The organism is Mycoplasmopsis bovis PG45, from assembly GCF_000183385.1.
GTDB lineage: Bacteria > Bacillota_I > Bacilli_A > Mycoplasmatales > Metamycoplasmataceae > Mycoplasmopsis > Mycoplasmopsis bovis.
Window position 1 is genome coordinate 728,103 of record NC_014760.1, and the last position, 22,284, is coordinate 750,386.

At 29.0% G+C, this 22,284-nt stretch carries 23 protein-coding genes and 1 rRNA gene; 14 read left to right on the forward strand and 10 right to left on the reverse strand.

Going from position 1 to position 22,284, the window contains the following annotated elements; translation table 4 throughout:
* Position 1 precedes the first annotated feature (1 nt).
* From rnr to MBOVPG45_RS03165, 6 genes are all read left to right on the forward strand, one after another.
* A complete protein-coding gene (rnr, locus tag MBOVPG45_RS03140) occupies positions 2-2,191 on the forward strand; it encodes a ribonuclease R (protein ID WP_013456627.1) in 2,190 nt (729 codons plus the stop codon).
* A 20-nt stretch (positions 2,192-2,211) separates the two neighbouring features.
* On the forward strand, positions 2,212-2,997 hold the full coding sequence (locus MBOVPG45_RS03145; RefSeq protein ID WP_013455999.1) for a tRNA1(Val) (adenine(37)-N6)-methyltransferase: 786 nt from the start codon (positions 2,212-2,214) through the stop codon (positions 2,995-2,997).
* Between the two features lie 2 nt (positions 2,998-2,999).
* The gene (gene metG, locus MBOVPG45_RS03150) at positions 3,000-4,550 is read left to right on the forward strand and encodes a methionine--tRNA ligase (RefSeq protein ID WP_013456129.1); all 1,551 of its coding nucleotides are present in this window, start codon (positions 3,000-3,002) and stop codon (positions 4,548-4,550) included.
* A gap of 21 nt (positions 4,551-4,571) precedes the next feature.
* Positions 4,572-4,856, forward strand: a complete 285-nt coding sequence (locus tag MBOVPG45_RS03155; protein ID WP_013456041.1) for a hypothetical protein — start codon at positions 4,572-4,574, stop codon at positions 4,854-4,856.
* Positions 4,857-4,924: 68 nt separating this feature from the next.
* Positions 4,925-5,983: a signal recognition particle-docking protein FtsY gene (gene ftsY, locus MBOVPG45_RS03160; RefSeq protein ID WP_013456361.1), complete on the forward strand. Its 1,059-nt coding sequence runs from the start codon at positions 4,925-4,927 to the stop codon at positions 5,981-5,983.
* Positions 5,973-6,209, forward strand: coding sequence for a sigma factor-like helix-turn-helix DNA-binding protein (locus tag MBOVPG45_RS03165; RefSeq protein WP_013456378.1), 237 nt, complete (start codon positions 5,973-5,975; stop codon positions 6,207-6,209). Before ftsY ends, MBOVPG45_RS03165 begins: the two co-directional genes overlap by 11 nt.
* A gap of 37 nt (positions 6,210-6,246) precedes the next feature.
* Here MBOVPG45_RS03165 and tpx read toward each other — a convergent pair whose 3' ends face one another.
* Together tpx and MBOVPG45_RS04695 are read right to left on the reverse strand one after the other, a co-directional pair.
* Positions 6,247-6,732, reverse strand: coding sequence for a thiol peroxidase (gene tpx / locus MBOVPG45_RS03170; RefSeq protein WP_013456491.1), 486 nt, complete (start codon positions 6,730-6,732; stop codon positions 6,247-6,249).
* Between the two features lie 173 nt (positions 6,733-6,905).
* Complete coding sequence (locus MBOVPG45_RS04695; RefSeq protein WP_013456373.1) at positions 6,906-7,064, reverse strand: hypothetical protein; 159 nt, start codon at positions 7,062-7,064, stop codon at positions 6,906-6,908.
* Between the two features lie 133 nt (positions 7,065-7,197).
* Between MBOVPG45_RS04695 and rpmG the strand changes: the two genes are divergently transcribed.
* Complete coding sequence (gene rpmG / locus MBOVPG45_RS03175) at positions 7,198-7,350, forward strand: 50S ribosomal protein L33 (RefSeq protein WP_004024364.1); 153 nt, start codon at positions 7,198-7,200, stop codon at positions 7,348-7,350.
* Between the two features lie 54 nt (positions 7,351-7,404).
* Here the strand turns inward: rpmG and MBOVPG45_RS03180 are convergent, their stop codons facing one another.
* The 4 genes from MBOVPG45_RS03180 to MBOVPG45_RS03195 form a co-directional block, all read right to left on the reverse strand.
* A complete protein-coding gene (locus MBOVPG45_RS03180; RefSeq protein ID WP_013456589.1) occupies positions 7,405-8,103 on the reverse strand; it encodes an MAG2000 family lipoprotein in 699 nt (232 codons plus the stop codon).
* A 118-nt stretch (positions 8,104-8,221) separates the two neighbouring features.
* Positions 8,222-8,557 carry a histidine triad protein HinT gene (hinT, locus tag MBOVPG45_RS03185; protein ID WP_013456168.1) on the reverse strand — a complete coding sequence of 112 codons (336 nt, stop codon included), beginning with the start codon at positions 8,555-8,557 and terminating at the stop codon, positions 8,222-8,224.
* Positions 8,557-9,942, reverse strand: coding sequence for a HinT-interacting membrane complex lipoprotein P60 (locus tag MBOVPG45_RS03190; RefSeq protein ID WP_013456238.1), 1,386 nt, complete (start codon positions 9,940-9,942; stop codon positions 8,557-8,559). Before MBOVPG45_RS03190 ends, hinT begins: the two co-directional genes overlap by 1 nt.
* A gap of 11 nt (positions 9,943-9,953) precedes the next feature.
* Entirely contained in the window at positions 9,954-12,128 is a 2,175-nt protein-coding gene (locus MBOVPG45_RS03195) for a HinT-interacting membrane complex protein P80 (protein WP_013455929.1), read from the reverse strand.
* Between the two features lie 99 nt (positions 12,129-12,227).
* Between MBOVPG45_RS03195 and MBOVPG45_RS03200 the strand changes: the two genes are divergently transcribed.
* Entirely contained in the window at positions 12,228-12,809 is a 582-nt protein-coding gene (locus MBOVPG45_RS03200) for a hypothetical protein (protein WP_013456173.1), read from the forward strand.
* Between the two features lie 113 nt (positions 12,810-12,922).
* On the opposite strand, the gene rpsT is transcribed toward MBOVPG45_RS03200, so the two are convergent.
* Positions 12,923-13,192: a 30S ribosomal protein S20 gene (gene rpsT, locus MBOVPG45_RS03205; RefSeq protein WP_013456603.1), complete on the reverse strand. Its 270-nt coding sequence runs from the start codon at positions 13,190-13,192 to the stop codon at positions 12,923-12,925.
* 78 nt (positions 13,193-13,270) lie between these two features.
* Between rpsT and MBOVPG45_RS03210 the strand changes: the two genes are divergently transcribed.
* Positions 13,271-13,825 carry an inorganic diphosphatase gene (locus MBOVPG45_RS03210; RefSeq protein WP_013456020.1) on the forward strand — a complete coding sequence of 185 codons (555 nt, stop codon included), beginning with the start codon at positions 13,271-13,273 and terminating at the stop codon, positions 13,823-13,825.
* 62 nt (positions 13,826-13,887) lie between these two features.
* Here the strand turns inward: MBOVPG45_RS03210 and MBOVPG45_RS03215 are convergent, their stop codons facing one another.
* Positions 13,888-15,834 carry a thiamine pyrophosphate-binding protein gene (locus MBOVPG45_RS03215; RefSeq protein ID WP_013456351.1) on the reverse strand — a complete coding sequence of 649 codons (1,947 nt, stop codon included), beginning with the start codon at positions 15,832-15,834 and terminating at the stop codon, positions 13,888-13,890.
* A gap of 98 nt (positions 15,835-15,932) precedes the next feature.
* Between MBOVPG45_RS03215 and MBOVPG45_RS03220 the strand changes: the two genes are divergently transcribed.
* The 5 genes from MBOVPG45_RS03220 (at position 15,933) to rsmG (ending at position 21,645) form a co-directional block, all read left to right on the forward strand.
* Positions 15,933-16,877 carry an endonuclease gene (locus MBOVPG45_RS03220; protein WP_013456235.1) on the forward strand — a complete coding sequence of 315 codons (945 nt, stop codon included), beginning with the start codon at positions 15,933-15,935 and terminating at the stop codon, positions 16,875-16,877.
* Positions 16,878-17,383: 506 nt separating this feature from the next.
* Complete coding sequence (locus tag MBOVPG45_RS03225; protein ID WP_255762698.1) at positions 17,384-18,280, forward strand: MAG1890 family putative lipoprotein; 897 nt, start codon at positions 17,384-17,386, stop codon at positions 18,278-18,280.
* Between the two features lie 583 nt (positions 18,281-18,863).
* Positions 18,864-19,763: an MAG1890 family putative lipoprotein gene (locus MBOVPG45_RS03230; RefSeq protein ID WP_350222710.1), complete on the forward strand. Its 900-nt coding sequence runs from the start codon at positions 18,864-18,866 to the stop codon at positions 19,761-19,763.
* A gap of 217 nt (positions 19,764-19,980) precedes the next feature.
* Positions 19,981-20,967 carry a ribose-phosphate pyrophosphokinase gene (locus MBOVPG45_RS03235; protein WP_013456202.1) on the forward strand — a complete coding sequence of 329 codons (987 nt, stop codon included), beginning with the start codon at positions 19,981-19,983 and terminating at the stop codon, positions 20,965-20,967.
* Positions 20,968-21,057: 90 nt separating this feature from the next.
* Positions 21,058-21,645, forward strand: coding sequence for a 16S rRNA (guanine(527)-N(7))-methyltransferase RsmG (gene rsmG / locus MBOVPG45_RS03240; RefSeq protein WP_013455935.1), 588 nt, complete (start codon positions 21,058-21,060; stop codon positions 21,643-21,645).
* Between the two features lie 46 nt (positions 21,646-21,691).
* On the opposite strand, the gene rrf is transcribed toward rsmG, so the two are convergent.
* Together rrf and MBOVPG45_RS03250 are read right to left on the reverse strand one after the other, a co-directional pair.
* Positions 21,692-21,797 (reverse strand): 5S ribosomal RNA (gene rrf / locus MBOVPG45_RS03245).
* 90 nt (positions 21,798-21,887) lie between these two features.
* On the reverse strand, positions 21,888-22,217 hold the full coding sequence (locus tag MBOVPG45_RS03250) for a hypothetical protein (protein ID WP_013456076.1): 330 nt from the start codon (positions 22,215-22,217) through the stop codon (positions 21,888-21,890).
* Positions 22,218-22,284 lie beyond the last annotated feature (67 nt).

Below are 22,284 nucleotides of genomic sequence, written 5' to 3' on the forward strand. Positions count from 1 at the left end.
TATGATTAATGAAAAAATAATAATTAACACCATAAAAGAAAATCCACATATATCAACAAATGCATTATTAAGAAAGCTAAACATTAGCCCTAGACATAATAAGGTTTTGACCAATATGCTTATAAATCTGTCGTCTAGGGATTTGATTGCATATGACAAGAGAGATTCAACATATGTGGCATTAAAAAAACTAAATACAATTCAAGGCCCGATACACTTTGCTTCTGAAGGAAAGTGTGCTTTTATTGATGTTGAAGAGTTAAGTAAAACTGAAGCTAAGGTTTCTTATTTTGTTTCTAGCAACAACTTTAATACAGCATTAAATAATGATATTGTCGAAGCTGAAGTTTTTGAACCAATTAGTCCAAATAATAATAGAACCTTTGCAAAGGTTAAGAAAATAATTGAAAGAAAATGCAAAACCTTAATTGGCGTTTTAGATAATGTTAATGGTTTTGTTACTTTCAAACCTATTGAGCCAATTTACAAAAATACTAGTTTTAGAATCAAAAATATTGCTAATGAAGCAAGAATTTTAGATGTTGTTGTTGCCGAAATAATTAACTATGAAAATAGAAACAAAGAAATAAATATAGTTAAAAGAATAACTGATGTTAATGATCCAATGGCTTATGTTAAGTCATTGGAAGAAGCTAGAAATGTACCAAAAGATTTCCCGGCTGAAGTTAATAAATACATTGATGAGTTTATTCCTAACAATATAAAAAATGAAGATCTAAGCACACGTATGGACTTAAGAAATGAATTAGTTGTTACAATTGACGGCTCTAGTACTAAAGACTTTGATGATGCTATTAGCGTTGTCAAAATTGACGATAATACCTATGAATTAGGCGTGCACATTGCTGATGTAGCATATTATGTAAAGGAAAATACACCTTTAGATGATGAAGCTTTAAAAAGAGGAACTAGTATTTATCTTCTAAATGAGGTAGTGCCAATGTTACCTTTTAAATTATCAAATGGCATCTGCTCACTTAATCCAAATGAAGAAAGATTGACTATAAGTTGCATTACCAAAATAAACAAAGAAGGTAAAAGCATTAGTACCAAAATTGTTCCATCAGTAATTAAGTCAAAATATAGGCTTACATATGAAAGAGTTAATGAATTTATTAATGATTCAAAGGTTTTTGATGATGATAAGCTTAATGAAATGCTGAAAAATGCATATGAATTGTCCAAAATTGTTAGAGAATTTAAAAACAAACAAGGATATATTGACTTCGAAATTCAAGAACCTTACATTGAATTAGATGCTGATGGACGTGTTATTGACATTAGCGTAGAACAAACAGGCGAATCTGAAAAAATGATTGAAGACTTTATGGTGCGAGCAAATGAAGAAGTTGCTAAATTTATTACAGATTTAAAACTGCCAATGATGTATAGAATACACGAAGTTCCTAGTGAAGAGAAAATAGAATACTTTACTGATGTATTGAAATCGTTAAAAATAAATGTTTCATTAAACAGAAAACATATAACTCCACTATCATTTCAAAAGGTAATTAATCAAATAAATAGTCAAAGAAATGATGAGTTCTTAAAAATGCTTTTTTTAAGAACGATGCAGAAAGCAGTCTATTCACCTGAAAATATAGGTCACTTTGGACTAGCTAGTGATTGCTATTGCCATTTTACTAGCCCTATTAGAAGATATCCTGATGTAATTGTTCATAGAATTTTATGAGAGTTTGTTTTTAAAAAACAATTAAATAAAGTAGAAGATTTTGCTGCTAACTTGCAAAAAATAGCAGCCATGAACTCAGCTAGTGAAGAAAATGCAGTGCAACTAGAGCGGGATGTAAACGATCTTAAGTTTGCCGAATATTTCAAAAGCAAAATTAATAGTGAGTTTGAGGGCCAAGTTTTTGGCATTACTAAGTTTGGTATGTTTATCCAGTTTGCAAACAAAACAGATGCAATGGTTCATATAAGTAATATTGGTGATGGGGACTATGAAGTTAATGAACAAATGACCAAGTTATATAGTCGTAATGATCCCAAAAAGGCCTATAAATTAGGTCAAACAGTCAGAGTCGTAATCACCAATGCTGATGAAACTACAGGCAAAATAGACTGTGTTTTAACTCAGGACTATCAAACATACTTAAAAAACAAAATATCTAAGAACTTCAATCAATCTAAAGGCTTTAATAAACGTTAATGTCTATAAAACAGGATTATATGAAAAAAAATCAAGCAAAATTAGTTAAAAACTCACTTGGATTTGACAGTAACTTATATGTTTTCCAAGATAAAGAAATGTTTAACTATTCAGTGGATACAATAATGCTTGGAAATTTTGTCTTTTTAAACCATAAAATCAAGAGAATGCTAGAAATAGGAACTAATAATGGTGCATTAAGCATTTTTATTTCCGAGAGAAATAAAAACTTAAAAATAGATGCTATTGAAATTCAAGAAAAAGCCGCACAATTAGCATCAAGCAACGTTATATTAAACAATAAGCAAGATCAAATAACTGTTATTACTGCTGATTTTAATGACTTTTACAAGGAACATACAAAATTAGTTAAACCTAAGTATGAAGCAATTGTATGCAATCCGCCTTTTTATGTTTATGACAAAAGCAAAATATCTAAATCAATAAGCGAAGAATTACTAATTGCCACTCATGAAGTTAAGTTAAATTTGGAACAAATAATTTCCGGAAGTGCCAAGATTATAGAACAAAAAGGATATTTAACCCTGGTTATACCTGCAGAAAGATTAGTCGATTGCTTTTGTTTAATGCGCCAGTATAAATTCGAACCTAAAAGAGTACAATTTATGATACCAAGAGTGTATGATAAGCCAAAATTAGTGCTAGTTGAAGCAAAATATCAAGCTGGCTGAGGTACTCATTTCTTACCTAATTTGTATTTACATGATCCAAATGACTCTCTAAATCATGACTATTTACCTGAAATAAAAAAACTTTATAAGCCAATAAAAGTTAATATGGAGTAACTATGAAAAATAAAACATTTTATATAACTACACCTATTTATTACACATCAGGTCCTTTACATATTGGCCATCTTTATTGCACTACTGTTGCATGAATAATTGCGAATTATAAAAGAGTCTTAGGATATGACGTTAAATTCTTAACTGGAAGTGACGAACACGGCCAAAAAATAGAGCAAAAAGCTGCTTTAGCAGGTAAGGAACCACAAGTTTATGTAAATGAATTGGTTGATTCATATAAAAAAATGTGGCAACAATACAACATAAATTATGATTACTTTAGTCGGACAACTGATCCTAAGCATATGAAAATGGTTCAGACAATTTTTACTAAGTTTTTACAATTAGGCCTTATTTATAAGGGCAAATATGATGGCTTATATTCAGTTAATGATGAAGAGTTTTTAACTAAAAACCAAGCAGTATTTAAAAATGGTGAATACTATCATCCAACTAGTGGGCATAAATTAGTTTTAATGAGTGAGGAAAGTTACTTCTTTAAAATGAAAGAGTTTCAGAACTGATGATTAAATGAGGTTAACAATAATCCTGAATGACTTTTGCCATCTAAAATGACTAACGAAATGATTTCTAATTTTGTTTCTGAAGGCTTAGAGGATCTTTCTGTTACTAGAGTCAATATTAATTGAGGTATAAAAACAAACGAAGACCCAAAACACACGCTTTATGTGTGACTAGATGCATTATTTAATTATGTTAGTGCTTTGGGCTTTGATTTAGATAACCCTGGTGATGATTATTTAAAATACTGAGAAAATGGCGATGAAATTGTGCATATTATTGGCAAAGAAATTTCTCGTTTTCATTTTATTTACTGAACAATTTTTACAAAAGCTTTAGGAATAAAAGTACCTAACAAAATTTACGCTCATGGCTTACTAAGAGACAAAGACGGTAGAAAAATGTCTAAATCATTAAATAATGTAATTGAGCCTGAATATCTTTTTAGTAAGTATCATGATGAAATGATTAAATACTATTTTGCTTCTGCGATTACATTTGGTGAAGACGGTAATTTCAGTGAAGAAAAGCTTATTGACATAGTTAATGCAGATTTAGTAAATAATTATGGAAATTTGGTATCTAGAACATTAAAAATGATTAGTAATTCTTTCCCAGAAGGCCTATTTTACAGGCAAAGTAGTCAAAGTGAGCATCTAGAAATTGAAGGCAAAATTAATTCTTTTGTGCCTAAATTCATTGAGCTAATGGATAATTTCAAATTAGACAAGGCCTTAGAGCATACGATGAATCTTTCTGATTCGTTAAATAAGTATATTGATACACTTAGACCTTGGACATTAACCAGCGAAGAAAATAAAGCAGAATTAGAAAATATTTTAATTAGGCTTCTAAATGGTATTTATGCAGTTTCATGAAGCTTGCAAATTGTTATGCCGAATAAAATAACTGAAGTAGCAAAAGCTTTAAATATTGAAAGTTTTAAATTAGAAAACATCAGTAACTTTTCAAAATTTGATGGAGTTAAAACTGCTGATAAATTTATTTTATATAATAGAATTAAAAAATAAACTGTCATCCCGAAAGGAAAAATGATTCACATAATTTATAGAGAAATGGTCATCAGACAAGAGTCAAAAGAAAGACTTGCATATTTAATTAGAAACTGAAATGATTTTGTTAAAAAGCAAGAATTAAATCTTTCATTTGACTTATGCTGAAAAAATGAAAATACTTTAGTTGTTATAGAAAGATGAAGTACAGCAGTAGCTTATAATAATTTTTTAAAATTGGAAGAAACTAAATCAATTAACAAAGAGTTAGAAAAATTCATAGACTATAATGCAAAAGTTGAAAGACTTAATGTAAATGTTTAATGCTATAAACTTTGTTTATAGTTTTTTTATTTCTTAGTTTGTAGGATATTTTTATATAAAATTGAGTTATGGGATTTTTTAGTTATTTAAAAGACAAATTATTTGGTTGAAAAAAGAAGTCTAAAGAAGAAAAATTAGCGCAAAAACAAGCAGAATTAGAAAAAAAAGATGAACTCTTAAGGTCGCAAAGATTAGAAAAATATCAAGCTGGCTTGAGTAAATCTAGTTCACTTGGTTCAAAATTATTAGATCTTTCAAACAAATACAAAAAAATAGATGAAGAATATTTCGATGAATTAGAAGAAATATTAATAATGAGTGACATAAGCGCCAAATTGGTTTATGCAATTATTACTCACATTAAGAATGAAGTCAAAATAAGAGAATTAACAAACACCAAAGATATTGGCGAGCTAATAGCTGACCAAATGTTTGTTGTTTATACAAACAAAAGTGTTGTTGATACTACACTTAATGTTGAGGATGACAGACTAAACATTTTGATTTTTATTGGTGTTAATGGCTGTGGAAAAACAACTAGCATAGCTAAGGTTGCACACAAATATATTAAAGAAGGTAAAAAAGTTTTAATTGCAGCTGCTGATACATTTAGAGCAGGTGCAGTTGACCAAATAGCTATCTGATCTGAACGTGTTGGTGCCGATATTGTCAAACCAGTTAAAGAAGGGGCTGACCCAGCAAGCGTTGTTTATAGTGCTTTAGAGAAAGCTAAGGCTGAAAATTATGACTTATTATTAATTGATACTGCCGGCAGATTACAAAATAAGATCAACTTAATGAATGAACTTAAAAAAATGTATTCAATTATCAATAAGTTCCAAGAAGGCGCCCCACATGAGTGCTTACTAGTTCTTGACGCAACAACAGGTCAAAATGGAGTAAGTCAGGCCAAAGCCTTTAGTGAAGTTGCTAATCCAACAGGAATAATACTTACCAAAATGGATGGAACTTCTAAGGGTGGAATTGTTTTATCGATTAAGGATGAATTTAACATAAATGTTAAATATCTAGGTCTAGGTGAAGGCTTAGATGATCTTCAGGAGTTTGATTTAGATAACTTTATATATGAAATGACTAAGGATCTAATTGACAAAAATGAAGAGTAATTTGATAAATGACATCAAAAACATTGAATATTTATGCTCTCTTTTTGAAAAATATGAAGGCTTGTTAACTCAAACTCAAAAACAAGCTTTTAGACTTTATTTCTACGAAAATCTTTCTTATGCAGAAATAGCTAAAATCACAGCAACAACTAGGACAGCTGCCTATGACAGTGTGCATAAAGCTATAAATAATCTAAAGAAAATTGAAGCAAAAACGCAAGAGTAAAAAATGAACCCGGGGTTCATTTTTTAACTTATTTACCTTATTTAAAGAACTTTAGGGCTTCTTCATATTTAGGTTCATCAGAAACAACAGGTACATATTCAGCATATTCAACTTTATGATTTTCATCAACAACGAAAACAGCTCTAGTTAATAGTCCGATGCCTTCTAGTAATGTTTGAGTTTTTCTACCAAAATCATTGTGTCTGAATTCACTTACTAATTTAACTTTTTTATTGTCTTTTGCAACGCATCAACGGTTTTGAGCAAAAGGTGTATCGTATGATACAACAACCACATCGTATTCTTTGTCTTTGAAGTGATTCATAAACTTAGTTGTTTCAATGTCACAAGTTCCAGTGTCAATTGAAGGAACAGATAAAACTAGTTTTTTGCCTTTTGGCAATGAGTAAAATTCAAAATCTCCTAGTTCAGAATCAACAGCTTTAAAGTTTGGAAATACGTCTCCAACTTTAACTTCTGTTCCTAAAAGATTTACATCCATGTTTGCAAGTGATACTTTCATAATACTCCAATCATAACTAAGAAATATAATAATTATATATTATGATTTATGAGCATTCATTCAATTATTTATTCTGGGATTTTATTTTCATAAGCTTAAGCATTTAAATTTGGTTATTAAGTATATCTGAATCATAATTAGACTTTTCGAATGATAATTATTAAAGATGAATACTAAAATTCAAAACCGTTGTATTTGCTAAATACTAACTTATATAGTGATGTGACAAAATCGTTGTCAATTGCACTCAATTCATCAATTTCAGTATCACTTTGTACTTGAAAATCAAGATTGTTCTTAACAGTTTTTTTAATAGTTATAGGTAACTGCATGCATAGCTTTTTAAATGCATCTTTTTCGTTAGCGAATAAGACAAAATATATGCATTTTTTGCTTTTTTTACTATAATATGTAAATATTAGTTAGGCAATACACAAAAATAAGTTAAATAAATGGAGATTTATAATGCCAAGAGACGGATTCACATTATTTTGTACTGATTGCAAAATGGAAAACTACATTAGCAAAAAGAACAAAAAAAATACACCTGAAAAAGTAGAACTAAAGAAATTCTGTGCAAGATGCAATGCTAGCACTCTTCACAAAGAAAAGAAATAATCTTTTTATTTAACTCTACATTTTCATATAAATAAAATGCCAAGTGGCATTTTTTTATTTTCTTTGGGTGGTTTCGTTAGCTTTTAATAAAACAGCTAAATTGTCCTTATTATTTTCTATTATTTCTTTTGTAAGATGATAGTGATTTGGAGAAATGGTTTTTAGCTTGCCATTAAATTGAATTATGTATCCATTTGAATCACCAACAACTTCATAAATTCTTTGATCATCACTATGTTCAATTCTAAAGTGTGCTGTTGTTGATCCATTAGCATTATCAATAAATTGATTGATAATTAGCTTTAACTTATTTTTATTTTTTACGCTGCCATTATCAACAATTTTAACTAAATCACGAGATCATAAATATTCATTTGTAAAGTCACTAAGCGTTACAGGCCTTTTGCCCAAAACAATAGTTTCATAGGTTTCTTTGTAAATTGTTTGATAACTAGGAATTTTTTTAGTTTCTTCTTTTTCAAAGAAATCTCTTATGATTTTAGCTTCTTTTTCCAATTCTTCCTGGCTAGGATAAACAACTGTAAATTCCCCGTCTTTTAGTGGCTTTTTCTTAAGCATTTCGTACAATTCTTTGCTATTAAATGCGCCATAATTAGCAAATCTTAAATTTAGATCTTTAATACCTAATCTAAATTCAACAATATTGTCACTATCAGGATTACACTTAGCTGCAACCATAATAGGAGCAACTGACATTAATGAAGATATTATTCATAGTTTTCTTTTATTCATATTTCTCATTTCTACATTATGAATAAATATACCAAAAATAAGCGAAGAATTATAAAGAAAACAATAGTTGTTATGAATAAAAAAATAATTCTTCACTCGAAGAATTATCCATATTGCATTAGTTATCTTTACTTTTTTCTTTATAAGGAATTACATGTACATGTGTGTGGAAAATGCTTTGATCAGCGCTTCTACCTGTGTTGATTAAAATTTTAAAACCCGCTATTCCTTTGTCTAAAACTTCTTGTTTTCCCAATTTTCTAGCTGTGTTAATTAAGTGACCTGCTGTAAAATCGTCAGCTTCAGTAATGTTTTTACTTTTAACTCTTGGCACAACTAGGAAATGTCCTGGTTGAATAGGAAACTTGTCGTAGAAAGCAACACAGTATTCATCTTCATAGAAGATTTTTCCTTCTTCTTCACCGCTAATTATTTTTAAAAATAAATCATCCATTATTTTTCAACCCATACCTTGTTTTTTAATTGTTCATAAAGAGGTGCAATCTCCTTATTAACTTTAATTTTAACACCTAAATGAGCAAATGCTTCAATTGCCTTTTCTAAAAGGTTTTTTGCATCTTTTCCATAGAATAAGTAGGCTAATTTATCTAAATTGTCTTTATAGATTGTGCCTTCAAATGATAAAACCTCAGTTTCTTTTTGTTTTGAATCATCAACCTTATCTTTTGTGTAGTCTTCTTTAGTTTTTAGTTTAATTTTTTTGCCTACTGGCACAATTTGATTTATATATGAAACTATTGACTTGCCATCTTTGTCTTTTACACCAACAGATGAGCCTTTAGGTTTTAGATCATTAAAGCTAATCAAAATAGAGTTTAGTGCATCATATACACCATAAGTTCCTGAGCCAGTTACTCTTCTCTTATTATCTGTTTCATTTCAGTTAAGACCATAACTTCCAGGATCTTTTTGAATACCAGCATAACCTTGAAGTTCTTTATCTTCAGTATTCTTAGTTATTATTTCTCACTCTTTAGCTTTCTTTTCGGCTTCAGCAGTATCTTTGAAGAATGCATTAAAGTCCTCTTTACTTGAAATAGTGTTCTTTATCTCTTCTTTAGTAAAAAGATCATTAGAAGTTGTTTTATCATCAAAAGTTCTTTTTCATAATTGAATATATTTATTTTCAAATGCGTATTTAACTAAATTATAGTGGTTTAGGTCAAATTTGGCATCTTTACCACCAACAAAATATTCAAACTTTTGGTCTTTAGATTTATCTTTGTCAGCTTTGCCAGCATTAGCAATATTATTTGCTATAGTTTGTAGTTTTTTTAATTCAGAAATCTCAAAATAAGCCTTTACTAAAAGCATATTGTTAATTTCTTTTCTTATGCCAGTTTTATCTTCCATTCATATTCTGATAAAGTCTTTTTTATCTGTTTCACCTGGAAAATTCTTTGTGCTAATTCAATCAAAAGGATTAGACTTAAACACATCATTCTTTTTTCATTCTAATGATTTCTCAACAAAGTAGTACTCATTTTTAGAAAGTTGATCTAAAGCAAAAATTTTGTATGCATCATATGAATCTTTAAATAACTGAGATTGTTGATTTTGAAATTCTTTCTCAAAATTTTGCTTTCAGCTTATAACATCATGTTTGTTACTTGGTTTTATTTTGTAAATGTAGCTAAGAGCAAAGTTGTTTCAAATTTCTTCTAACTCTGCAACTCTTTTAGCATCTTTAAGATCTTTTTGTTGATTTAGTCTTTCTGTAGTTTCAACATCATTACCACATTTAGCACTAATAATAGCGACTGAAGGAATAGTGAACAAACTTAATGATGCTAATAATTTTTTACTAATTTTTTTCATTATCCCTCCAATTATTTAGCTTCTAAATTAAATTCTTTTTTCAAATATTCTAGAACAAGTGAAGCAGCGGTCTTATCTTTGTTGTGTTTGAAATATGCTTTGCCATCTTTTAATTCAAATAGTTCATCATAGTTATTTTTAGCTCTAGTTTCTATCCAAGCTGCAGCAGCTTTAGATAACTTAATGAAATTAGAAATTTTGTCAAATTGAATTGCTGCTGTTGAAGAAGCAATTAAATCCTTGATTGATTGTTCATTATACTTGACATTTTCCAACTTTTTGCCATTTTGATCAGTTGCAAAATTATTGTTTTGGGTTTTAAGATACTCTTTAAACTCATTGTCTTCCAACATTTTTAAAATATATTCATTTCTTGAAAGTTGCTTGTTTAGTTTTTGTAATGCATTGTATCTAACACCCAACTGCTTTTTATACTTGTTGTTTAAAATGAAGTCATTTTTGATCATTTTTACTAAGTCATCTTTTTTGATTTCATTACCAAACATCAACAACTTAAAACCTTCAGGCGAAAGGATTCCCCTTACATTTTTTGCACCATTGCTACCGTTGTTATCAAATTTAACTTTATAAACTGTTTGAATTTTTTCGGAAGTTTCAAATATTTCAGCAAATTTCTTGAGTATGTTGTCTTCAAAAACTTTTTCAGTTAAGCCTTTGTTTTGAGATTCATTCACTTCAGTGAAGAATTTCTCTAGTCTTGTATTATAGACAGCAGCTTGTTCATTGTTTGAAACTGTTCCATTGCCATTACCAGAACTGCCACCAGATGATGAACTATCAACACCATTGCCATTCTTAACAAGTTTATTAATTTCCTCTTTAATTTTTTTGATATTTTCAAATAAATCAATCTCTTTAGGCTTTTGGCCGTTTGAACCACTGTTACTGTCAGTATAGTTATCACCAAATAACAATTTTGGATTGCTTGCTAGGAATTTTTGGAAGTTATCTCCAGTTACTAATTCTGATATTGATGTTAAACCCGAAGTGCCTCAGTTTTTCTTAATATCATCTTTACTAGTTGAGAACATATTAAGAATTGATGAATATTGAATTGCTTCATCAGGAAGTATATTATTTCCATTTGGATTACCTACTACAGATTTAATGTAATGGTCAAATGAGTTAAATTTTTCTTTAACTACATTGTAACCTTCAGTAACTTTACTTAGTCCAAAAGTGCCTTTTTTAGCATAGAAAAGATATCTTAGGAATATGTTTTTATCAATCTTTCACTTTTCGTTTTTCTTAGCAGGAGCAATGCCAGGAATAGTAAATTCGCTAATAATTCTTGGTTTTTCGTTTGCAATGTATGAATCAATAAAAGGATCAATTGATTTGTATGAATCTTTAAAAACAAAACTGTCTGTTGCTAAAGCTAATTTAGACTTGTCTTCCAGTTCAATGAACTTACTTTCTTTTTTGTCTTTGTGCCATCAGTCAAAAACATGCTTGCCATCTTTACCTTTTCTTTCAATTTCATCCTTTTTAGAATCACCATTAGTTAATCTAAAACGACGCAAGGCATCTGACTTAATATGTTCAAAAGTTTTGTTTTTAACTGCTTCATCAATGTTTTTAGCACCATTATATTTTTGAACTAAATGCTTGTTGAACTCGGTTTGTCAGTTAGCTGTACCAAATTGAAGTTTCATATTGTTTTCAATATCCACAAGCTCATTTTTAAATTTAGTCTTAAGTTCGTCTAAAGTTGGCAAACGGAAAGAATTGTTGTCTTTTTCATCACTTCTTTTTGAATCGTTTCACAACTTTTGGTATTCAGCTGAAGCCTTTTGCTCTTGATCATAAAGATAGTAAAGAATGATTTTATCAATTTCCTTTAATCTCTCTTCAGACGTAGAAGTATTATGATTTTGGTATATATCTTTAAAGTCCCCAAAGTTTAGATCTAGATTATGATCGCCAATTTTTGCACTAGCAACATTAGTGTTTGATGCATACCCATCAATAAAATTCTTTTTAGTTGAATTAATTACAAGAGGAACAGTAATACCTGTAGCTACAGCTAAAACCAAAACTGTAGAAGTTGTTGCTATTTTTCAACTTCTACTTTTTTTACTTTTGCCAGTTGTCTTGTTTTTATTTTCTTGTTCAGCATTTTTTTGTAAAAGACGCTCGAAAAATGGTGTTTTTTTCTTTCCCATAAATGCTCCTAGGTATTTAAGTAACTAGCCATCAAAAGCTAGCTTATATTTAAATAAAATTAGTAATATTATATATTGATTTTTTTATAATTAATGCAAATGATAGTTAAAACAGCTGCAATAGAAGTGCTTAGAGAATTACAAAAATTATTGGAATCTGAAAACATAAATTATTCTTTAGGACTAAGCAATTATTATGAATACAAAAATAAGCCTGAGCTATTTTTGATTAATGATATTGAAGTGTGCTTGTGACACAAGGACTTTTATTTTTTGTTAAAAAAATATCCTAATAACTTCATATTGCCCGAAAATTTACCTTTTAAGTCTTTAGCACCTTATTATAAATTTCAGGGTTCAAGCATAAAAATAAATATTATCGTAGGTACCAGTGATGAAAAAATAAATTATTGGTACAAATTTAGAAACTATAAGCGCTTAATATATTGAGGAAATAGTAAAAAGCATTGATTTTATTATTTTTTAGGTCATAGAACTCAGCGAGTTTACCTACATGATTTAGTTAATGATCTAGTTGTTGAAAGATACGCCAAATTTATTATCTTAAATTCAGAAATTGATAAATTTAAAGCCTTTGATAACTTGAATTTCAACAAAAGGTTTTTTGTTACTGAAAAAGGTATTACAATACCGTTTTTTGAACCTTTTAGATCCTTATAAGTCTGTTTTATAGCTATCAAAGATAAAATTGTTAATTTCAAAATAACAAAAAATCAAGCCTATGCTTGACTTTTAAAATAATTTATGTGAAATTTAGAAGCTAAATTTTCTAACTATTGTTTTGATTTTTGTTCATTAACAAAGTGATCTAAACGAGAAGATTTTCTTGCACCTTTATTTGGGTGGTAAATTCCTTTTTGTACAGCTGTAGCAATGATTGAGTGAGCCTCAAAAACTTTCTTTTCAAAGCCTTCTTCTTTTGCTAAAACTGCTTCTCTAGCAGCTCTTATAGCTTTTCTAACTCTAGTTTTCATTGCGTTGTTTCTTTGTCTAAATTCTTCTTGCTTTGCGATACTTTTAACTTTTGATTTAATATTAGCCATATTTAGCCTCCCTTTTTATTAGAATAAAAATCGGTTTAATTATACATTAAAATAATAATTTAGTATTATTATTACACTATGTCAAATGTAATAGAAATTAAAATTGAAATACCTAAAAATTCAAACATAAAATATGAATATAATCGTGAAGATGGACAAATTCACGTTGATAGAATTTTAAGAGGAGATTTTAAATATCCTTGCAACTATGGCTTTATTCCAAATGCCTTAGACTGAGATGGTGATGAATTAGATGTTTTATTATACAGCCCAGAAACATTTATTCCCGGTGTTGTAGTTAATGCTCGTATTATTGGTGCTATGAAAATGAATGATTCAGGTGAAACTGATACTAAATTAATTGCTGTGCATGATGATGATTATCGTTTAGCAAATATTAATAGCTTAAAAGAGTTGCCTGAACCATTTCTATTAGATATAGAAACATTTTTTAATAATTACAAAAACTGAAAGAAACCAAACTTAACTAAAGTATTAGGTTTTGAAGATGAAAAATGAGCCTTTGCAGAACTAGAAGAGTGCAAAGAATTAATGGATAAGTATGGCAAAATGCCTAAAAAAGAATTTGTTGCTAAAATGATGAAAGAACATCCTGAAAAATACACATTTTAAAAAGTAAAAAATGGGCTTTAAAAGTAAGTCCATTTTTTGTCTTTCGATTTTCTTGTATTTTCTTAAGCATTTTTTGACAAGAATTGTTTTACTTTATCAACTATGCTATTGACATTAAATCCCATAGAATCATATACAACATTTCCTTTGTCAGAAAATCCGTATTCAGAAGCAAAATGACCATCTATTTTGTTATATTTACTTAATTTATATCATAGTGGATCGTTTGATGCTTCTATTGCAAACATAGGTTTTTTATCTAATTTAAGTTTTATAGCTAATTCATCATTATCAACTAATTTTTGTAACACTGGAACAGATATAACATTAGCAATTATGCCGTGATTTTTTAATTCTACGGCTGTTTTATAGGCTAATTCAACTTCAGAACCTGATGATAGAATTGATATATCAAACTCTTTGTTTTCATATACCAAACTAGCTGCCATAAATTCAGAAAACTTACTTGAGTGCATTGTTTTAATTGGTTGTCTAGTTCCTATTATTGCAACTTGGGTACTTGTATTATTATATGCATAATTTAATCCCATTACTAGTTCATATTTATCACAAGGGCGAATTACCAATAAATTTGGAATAGATCTTAAAACAGTTACTTGTTCTATTGGTTGATGAGTAGGACCATCATCTCCAACTAAATAAGAATCATGTGAATATAAATGCACTGCAGGAAGTTTCATTATTCCACCTAATCTTAGTGCTCCCTTAGCATAATCCGAAAATGCTAAAAAAGTTGAATCAGCAGTTTTTAATCCACCATATAAATTAATGCCATTATTAATTGCAGTCATTGCAAATTCTCTTACACCATAGTCTATTCTTTGACCATAATCAAGTATTGAATCAGCGAACCTTACCTTAGTTGATGAACCCACATCAGCGCCACCACCTATTAAAAATGGATATGAAAAATCAACTATTTCGCTAAATGCCTTAAAATAGTCCCTAATTGCCAAATCATCCTGTTTTACAAGGATGTTTGAAAAATCATAATTTGTCTCGTTATTAATAGTTTCTAATAATAATGAATGAATTCACGGAAATTGTTTTTTATGATTATCTAACTCAACTAATCATTCTTCGTAGCTTTTTGCCTTATTAGCAATTATAATTCTGCCATATTCATATACATCAGAATCATATTCAAAAGGTGCTTTATTTTCTAATCCAATTGCCTTTTTAAATTCTATTGTTTGTTCACTGTTTAAAATTCCGTGATGACCTTTTGTGGTGTTTTCAAATGGAGTAAATGGGGCTATTATATTGTGCACCATAATATAAGTTGGTCTATCAGACTTTTTAGCTTCAGTAATTGCCTTATCAATATTATCATATGAAGCTTCATTAATTTCAATTACATTGAAGTTTAAGGCTTTAAAATAGGCTAATAAGTCAACATTACTTACGTCAGAAACCTTTGTATCTAGCTGAATTTTATTATAGTCATGAATCAAAATAAATTTATTTAGTTTCATAACACTAGCAATTTGCAGCGCCTCATGCGCAATACCTTCTTGTAAGCACCCATCACCTGCAATAACATATGTATAGTTATCAATAACCTTAGTGTTGCCTTTATTGATTTTAAGCGACATTTTCTTCTCAGCTATTGCCATACCAACACCCATTGCAATCCCTTGTCCTAATGGACCAGTTGAAGCATCGACAAAATCAAATGCATCAGTTTCAGGATGTGATGGCGTTTTTGAATGCTTTCTTTTATGGTTTTTCATTTCATCTAATGAAAGCAATCCTAAAAAGTGCATCATACTATAAAATGACATTGATGCATGACCAGCGGATAAAATTAGTCTATCTCTGCTAATTCATTTTGGATGATCAGCACTAATTTTCATATGCTTAGCAACAACAGCATACATTATTGGACAAATGTCAATTGCAGATCCAATATGGCCTCCACCAGCATTATTTATTGAGTCTAAAGCTATTGCTTGCATAGATGCAACAACTTTTTGATTAATATTCATAAATTTACCCCATTAATTTCAACTATTAACATAACAATAATTCAATTATATTAAATGTTTATAATTTATAGTAATTAGATAGTGAGTAGCAAGACATAATGATGAATAGTAAAATGATTAAACATAAATTTTTAGTATCTTTAGGACTAATAAGTACACCAGTATTATCGCTTACAGTTTTATCATCTACTGGATGCAACAACAAAAATAGCACAACAGATGATAATTATTTAATTCCGGAAAAATCCTTTTATGAAAAAAGTAACTATTATGATAGTTTAGAAGGCTTAAATGGAAATAAACTATATAGTGAATTAATTAAAATTCAGCATAATCATTTATCTGGAATTAAGTCATATAGATACCTAAAAACTATTTATAAAGATGCTTTTAAAGATCTTTATTATGAAAAAGATGGATCACTTTTAGATATTTATTCAGAAAATCCTATTGGCAAGGATCCTTATAATTATTCTTTTAATGATTCTGGTTCTTCGGCTAAAAGTGAGGGATTGGGATTTAACCGTGAGCATTTAGTGCCTCAATCGTGATTTAAAAAAGAAAAACTTGCTAGACAAGATGCTCATCATGTTTGACCTACTGATATTCTTGTAAATAATAAAAGGGATAATTATCCTTTTGGTAAGGTAACTAATGCTATATTTACCTCAAAAAATGGAACTAAAATAGATAGTTATTTAGCTGAACCAATAGACGAATTTAAAGGCGATATTGCTAGAGCACATCTTTACTTTGCTATAACACATGCTAGCAGATATAAAATGCATAGTAAGGGCAATGATGTCTTTAAGTTTTTGGATAATAAACCATTAGTTAATAAGTATTTTGATACGTATACTAAGTGAGCCAAAAAAGACCAAATTAATTTGTTTGATATAGTAAGAAATAATGAAATTGCTAAGCATCAAAATGGGCTTAGAAATCCTTTTAGTGACTATCCAGAATTAATTGACTTAATTATTAATCCAGGCAACAAAGTATTTGTTAATAAGGGAATTCTAAAGTCTAATATAGCAGTTTAAAATGCCTGTAACTGCCTTTTACCAAAAGCACTGTTTTAATGTGAAAAAGTGTCTTTTTTTGGCACTTTTTATTTCCATAATTTTGATCTTTTTTAATAAAAAATAGTTCCTGCAAACATAGAAATTGTATTTTTTTACATTAAAAAATTATATTTTTAAAAAACTAAAATCATTAGAACACGAAATGTGCAAAAATTCATTTTACCAATAAACCTGTTTTATAAGTACAAAAGGGAAAAAATGAAATTATTTATGCAAAATTGTTATTTTTTCTTACTTTTATTGATCCATTTGTTCTATAAATTCTCCTTGATATATAATATGCACAAACATGCAAATTGTTTTATCAATATTTTTAAAAAAGGAAAACTTAAATATGAAAAGATCAATTACAAAAATTCCCCTGCTTGGCAAATTAGTACTTAAAACAGGTATATTTATAACCCCCCCCCCTTCTTATTTCAGCTAGTTGTTACTCTCCAAACAAGATAAATAAAGATAACATAATGCTTGATATAAAGAATAAAGGTTCTTTACTATCAAGTGATGTTACAATACACAATATAGAAAAACACGCCGAAGTTTCTAAACCTGAACACATAAATCTTGAATTTGAGTCAGTTACTCAAAGAAACAATAGCATAGAAGTTGAATACAGAATTATAAATAAAGATAAAAGTAAATCATTGCCGAACAAAGTTGTAATCACCGGATTTAAAGATTCATTGATAAATGAAAATATTATTATAAAACCTGAACCAATTCCCCCTATTAATCACGAAAAGCCTATTATGAAAGATATAGAAACAAACACTAATGATGAATCAAGTTCATCAAGTTCTTCAAGCACATCTCGTACAGAATCTGGAACTCAAAGCGATTCACCTGCTTCATCAAACTCTTCAAGCACATCTCGTACAGAATCTGGAACTCAAAGCGATTCGCCTGCTTCATCAGAACCTGAAAAAGCAAATAGTGAGCCTTCTAATGAACGTAAAATTAAAGAAACAGGATATAAGCTAAATGAACTAACTGCATATCCTTATGACTTAATTGATGTTGATGATAAAGCTAATAAGGATGAGTTAGCCAAGAAACTTGATGATATTATTGCCCACAGAAAAGGATCTATAATAATAACGGGCGGTACATTCTTTAGTAGACTTAATTTTTCACCGCTTACTGGATTGTCAATAAACAAATCTATAAAACCTGAAACAAAGAGTAAAATCAGCACGCATAATCCATCAATTGGATTCTTTAAGGGAAGTCAAGGATTCGGCATAAAAGTTGAGCACCATGGCGATAAAAATAATAAAAAATACTTATTTAAATGACATTTAGTAAAAGAAGATGGAAACTTTGGCTCAAAGCTTTATGAACAAATAATAGATCTTTCTTAGTAAGCAAAATTATATACAAGTCACTATTCCTAAAAACGCTGTTTTATAGTGTTTTTAGACTTGATTATAAGTTCAAGTGCAACACCAATTAAGGTAAAATTTAATTGTGTAGCACTTGAATTTTTAAATAAAAAAGTTCCACACTTGGCAGCAGGAAATTTTCATATGAATTATACTAAAAATTACAATCATCTATCATATGATGAACGTGCATTTATTGAACAAAAATTATATTTTTAAAAAACTAAAATTATTAGAACTCGAAATGTGTAAAAAATTATTTTACCAATAAACCTGTTTTATAAGTACAAAAGGGAAAAATTGAAATTATTTATGCAAAATTGTTGTTTTTTCTTACTTTTATTGATCTATTTGCTCTATAAATTATTCTTCATATATAATATGCGCAAACATGCAAATTGTTTTATTAATATTTTTAAAAAAAGGAAAACTTAAATATGAAAAGATCAATTACAAAAATTCCCCTGCTTGGCAAATTAGTACTTAAAACAGGTATATTTATAACCCCCCCCTTCTTATTTCAGCTAGTTGTTACTCGCCAAACAAGATAAACAAAGATAACATACTACTTGATATAAAGAACAAGGGTTCCTTACTATCAAGTGATGTTACAATACACAATATAGAAAAACACGCTAAAGTTTCTAAACCTGAACACATAAATCTTGAATTTCAGTCAGTTACTCAAAGAAACAATAGCATAGAAGTTGAATACAGAATTATAAATAAAGATAAAAGTAAATCATTGCCGAACAAAGTTGTAATCACTGGATTTAAAGATTCATTAATAAATGAAAATATTATTATAAAACCTGAACCAATTCCCCCTATTAATCACGAAAAGCCTACTATGAAAGATACAGAAACAAACACTAATGATGAATCAAGTTCATCAAGTTCTTCAAGCACATCTCGTACAGAATCTGGAACTCAAAGTGATTCGCCTGCTTCATCAAGCTCTTCAAGCACATCTCGTACAGAATCTGGAACTCAAAGCGATTCGCCTGCTTCATCAGGACCTGAAAAACCAAATAGTGAGCCTTCCAATGAACATAAAATTAAAGAAACAGGATATAAGCTAAATGAACTAACTGCATATCCTTATGACTTAATTGACGTTGATGATGATGCTGATAAGCCTGAGTTAGCCAAGAAACTTGATGATATTATTGCCCACAGAAAAGGATCTATAATAATAACGGGCGGTACATTCTTTAGTAGACTTAATTTTTCACCGCTTACTGGATTGTCAATAAACAAATCTATAAAACCTGAAACAAAGAGTAAAATCAGCACGCATAATCCATCAATTGGATTCTTTAGAGAAAGTAATGGATACGGCATAAAAGTTGAGCACCATGGCGATAAAAATAATAAAAAATACTTATTTAAATGACATTTAGTAAAAGAAGATGGAAACTTTGGCTCAAAGCTTTATGAACAAATAATAGATCTTTCTTAGTAAGCAAAATTATATAAATGTCGCTGTTTCTAAAAACACTGTTTTATAGTGTTTTTAGAATTTTTTTATAACATCAAAAAAGGTGTTTCTAACAAATAAAATTAGTTTTTGCTTGTGCTCCATACTTTTCTCAATTATGCCTATTTATAGGCATATATAAAAGTATTGCATTATAATAATGATATAGCTTAAAATTAAGCAAGGAGAAACAAAATTTATGAACAACAATAACGCATTGCTTTTTGGTATGCCAAATTGCATAAAGCTAGCTGAAAGAATATCAAAAATGATAAATATTCCTCTTTCAACACTAACACTAACTAAATTTGCTGATGGCGAAACAATGCCTGTTAGTGATGAGGCAGTAAGAGGAAAAGATGTTTACATTATTGCTAGCACATCTAGACCGGTTAATGATAATTTAATGATTTTATATTTATTTATTGACTCACTTAAAAGAGCTAGTGCTAAGTCTATAAACATTGCATTGGCCTACTACGGATATGCCCGTCAAGACAGAAAGGCTAGTGGCCGTCAACCTATTGGTGCTAAATTAGTGGCAGACTTTTTAGAAACTGCTGGGGCTTCAAAAATAATAACTGTTGACTTACATAACTCAGCAATTCAAGGTTTTTTTAATATTCCAATTGATGACTTGAAAGCTTCTTTTACTTTAGCTAAAGCAATTAAGAGAAGCCATGAAAAATTTACAGTAGTAAGCCCAGACCATGGCGGAACTGTAAGAGCTAGAAGTTTAGCAGAATTAATTTCAAACGATATTAAAATTAGCATTATTGACAAGCGTAGAACAGGCATTAATCAAACTGAAGTTATGGGACTAATTGGTGATGTTAAAGACCAAAATGCAGTTATTATAGATGATATCATTGACACTGGTGGAACTATTATTAAAGCTGCTGAAACTTTAAAACAATATGGAGCTAAAAAAATCGTTATAGCTGCTACTCACGGTATTTTTAGCAAGGGCTTTGACATTTTCGAAAATAATCCAGCTGTTGAAAAAGTTATAATAACAGATTCAATTGACAATGACGAATTATTAGACAAGTACAAAAAATTAGAAATTGTGAGCTTAGATAGATTTTTAGGAAGTGTTATTGATTGTTCAATTAATGGCAAATCTATATCAATGTTATATGATAAATTTGCAAAAGAAATAAAAGATAATGAATCAGATAAATAAAGAATATTTATTAAATAAATATAGTAAGCAAATACCCCTGCTTTATAGATATGCACAAATGATTTACGAAAAGAATAAAGTAATGAATATTTGTGGTTTTATAGTGTAGATGAGATATTTAATCAAGGCATTTTGGGTTCCATCCTAGTTTTTGAAAATGCAATGAATGAGTATGGCCTTGATTTTGTAAATAAAAAGATTTTAGATATTGGAGCTGGAGCTGGATTTCCTTCAGTTCCATTATTAATTGCTTTAGACAATAAATTTGAGTTAGTAATTATGGAAAGCATTACAAAAAGATGCACCTTTTTAGAATCGGTTAAGAATGAATTTAATCTTAACTTAACAATAATAAATGCTAGAGCCGAAGAAATAAATGATTATAACTCGTACTTTGATTATATATGTGCTCGTGCAGTTGGTTCTGTTATTAAAATATATTTAATGGCTAATCATCATCTTGCTCAAAATGGCTGTTTTATACTACCAAAGGGCAAAAATTATCACGCTGAAATTGATGAATTTAAAAATAAATTCACATTAGAAAAAGATAATATTTCATCATTTGAGTATGAAGATTCAATAAATAATGAAAACTCATCATTAGTGTTAATTAAAAAAACAAAGCCAACTCCTAGAGGTTGACCTTGAAAATGGGCAAAAATTAAAAATTATTAAGTAGCTAATGCTACTTTTTTATTGCTTATTATAAAAAAGAAAATAAAAAAAGCAGCTCCCTATTTTCCCATCTCTGGTATCTTCGGCGCTAAAGGGCTTAACTACTGAGTTCGGAATGGTATCAGGTGATCCCCTTTGCTATGGCCACTAATATTTATTTTAGCACATTAATTGAATGCACCAAATATTTTGTTAATTTTTTTATCTCAAAAAATATAACAGAAATGTAATTGAATTTTAGTCTATTTTCCTGGTCTTATCAATGCAATTAATGCACCGACAAATGAACATCATGGTACAAATAAACCAACTATTAATAAAATTCTTGCTATTGTTCCTACGTTAAAGAATATAAGCAATATGTTAATTATCAACATAATAAAAGGAACTACAATAACTACTGCATACAGTAGATATACTGTTCATAATGCTAAGTTTCCTGTAAAACCTTCTTTTTGTTGTGCAAAATCTAATAATTGTCTACCATATAAAACTAGTAAAACAACTGTAACAATAAATGCTATAGGATATGTTATAAGATATGAAATTGATAATTTTTTAGTTCTTGACATTATTACTCCTATCTTTAAAATATAACTAAATACTTTTAGCTTAATTATTTTACTATTATTTTCTAAA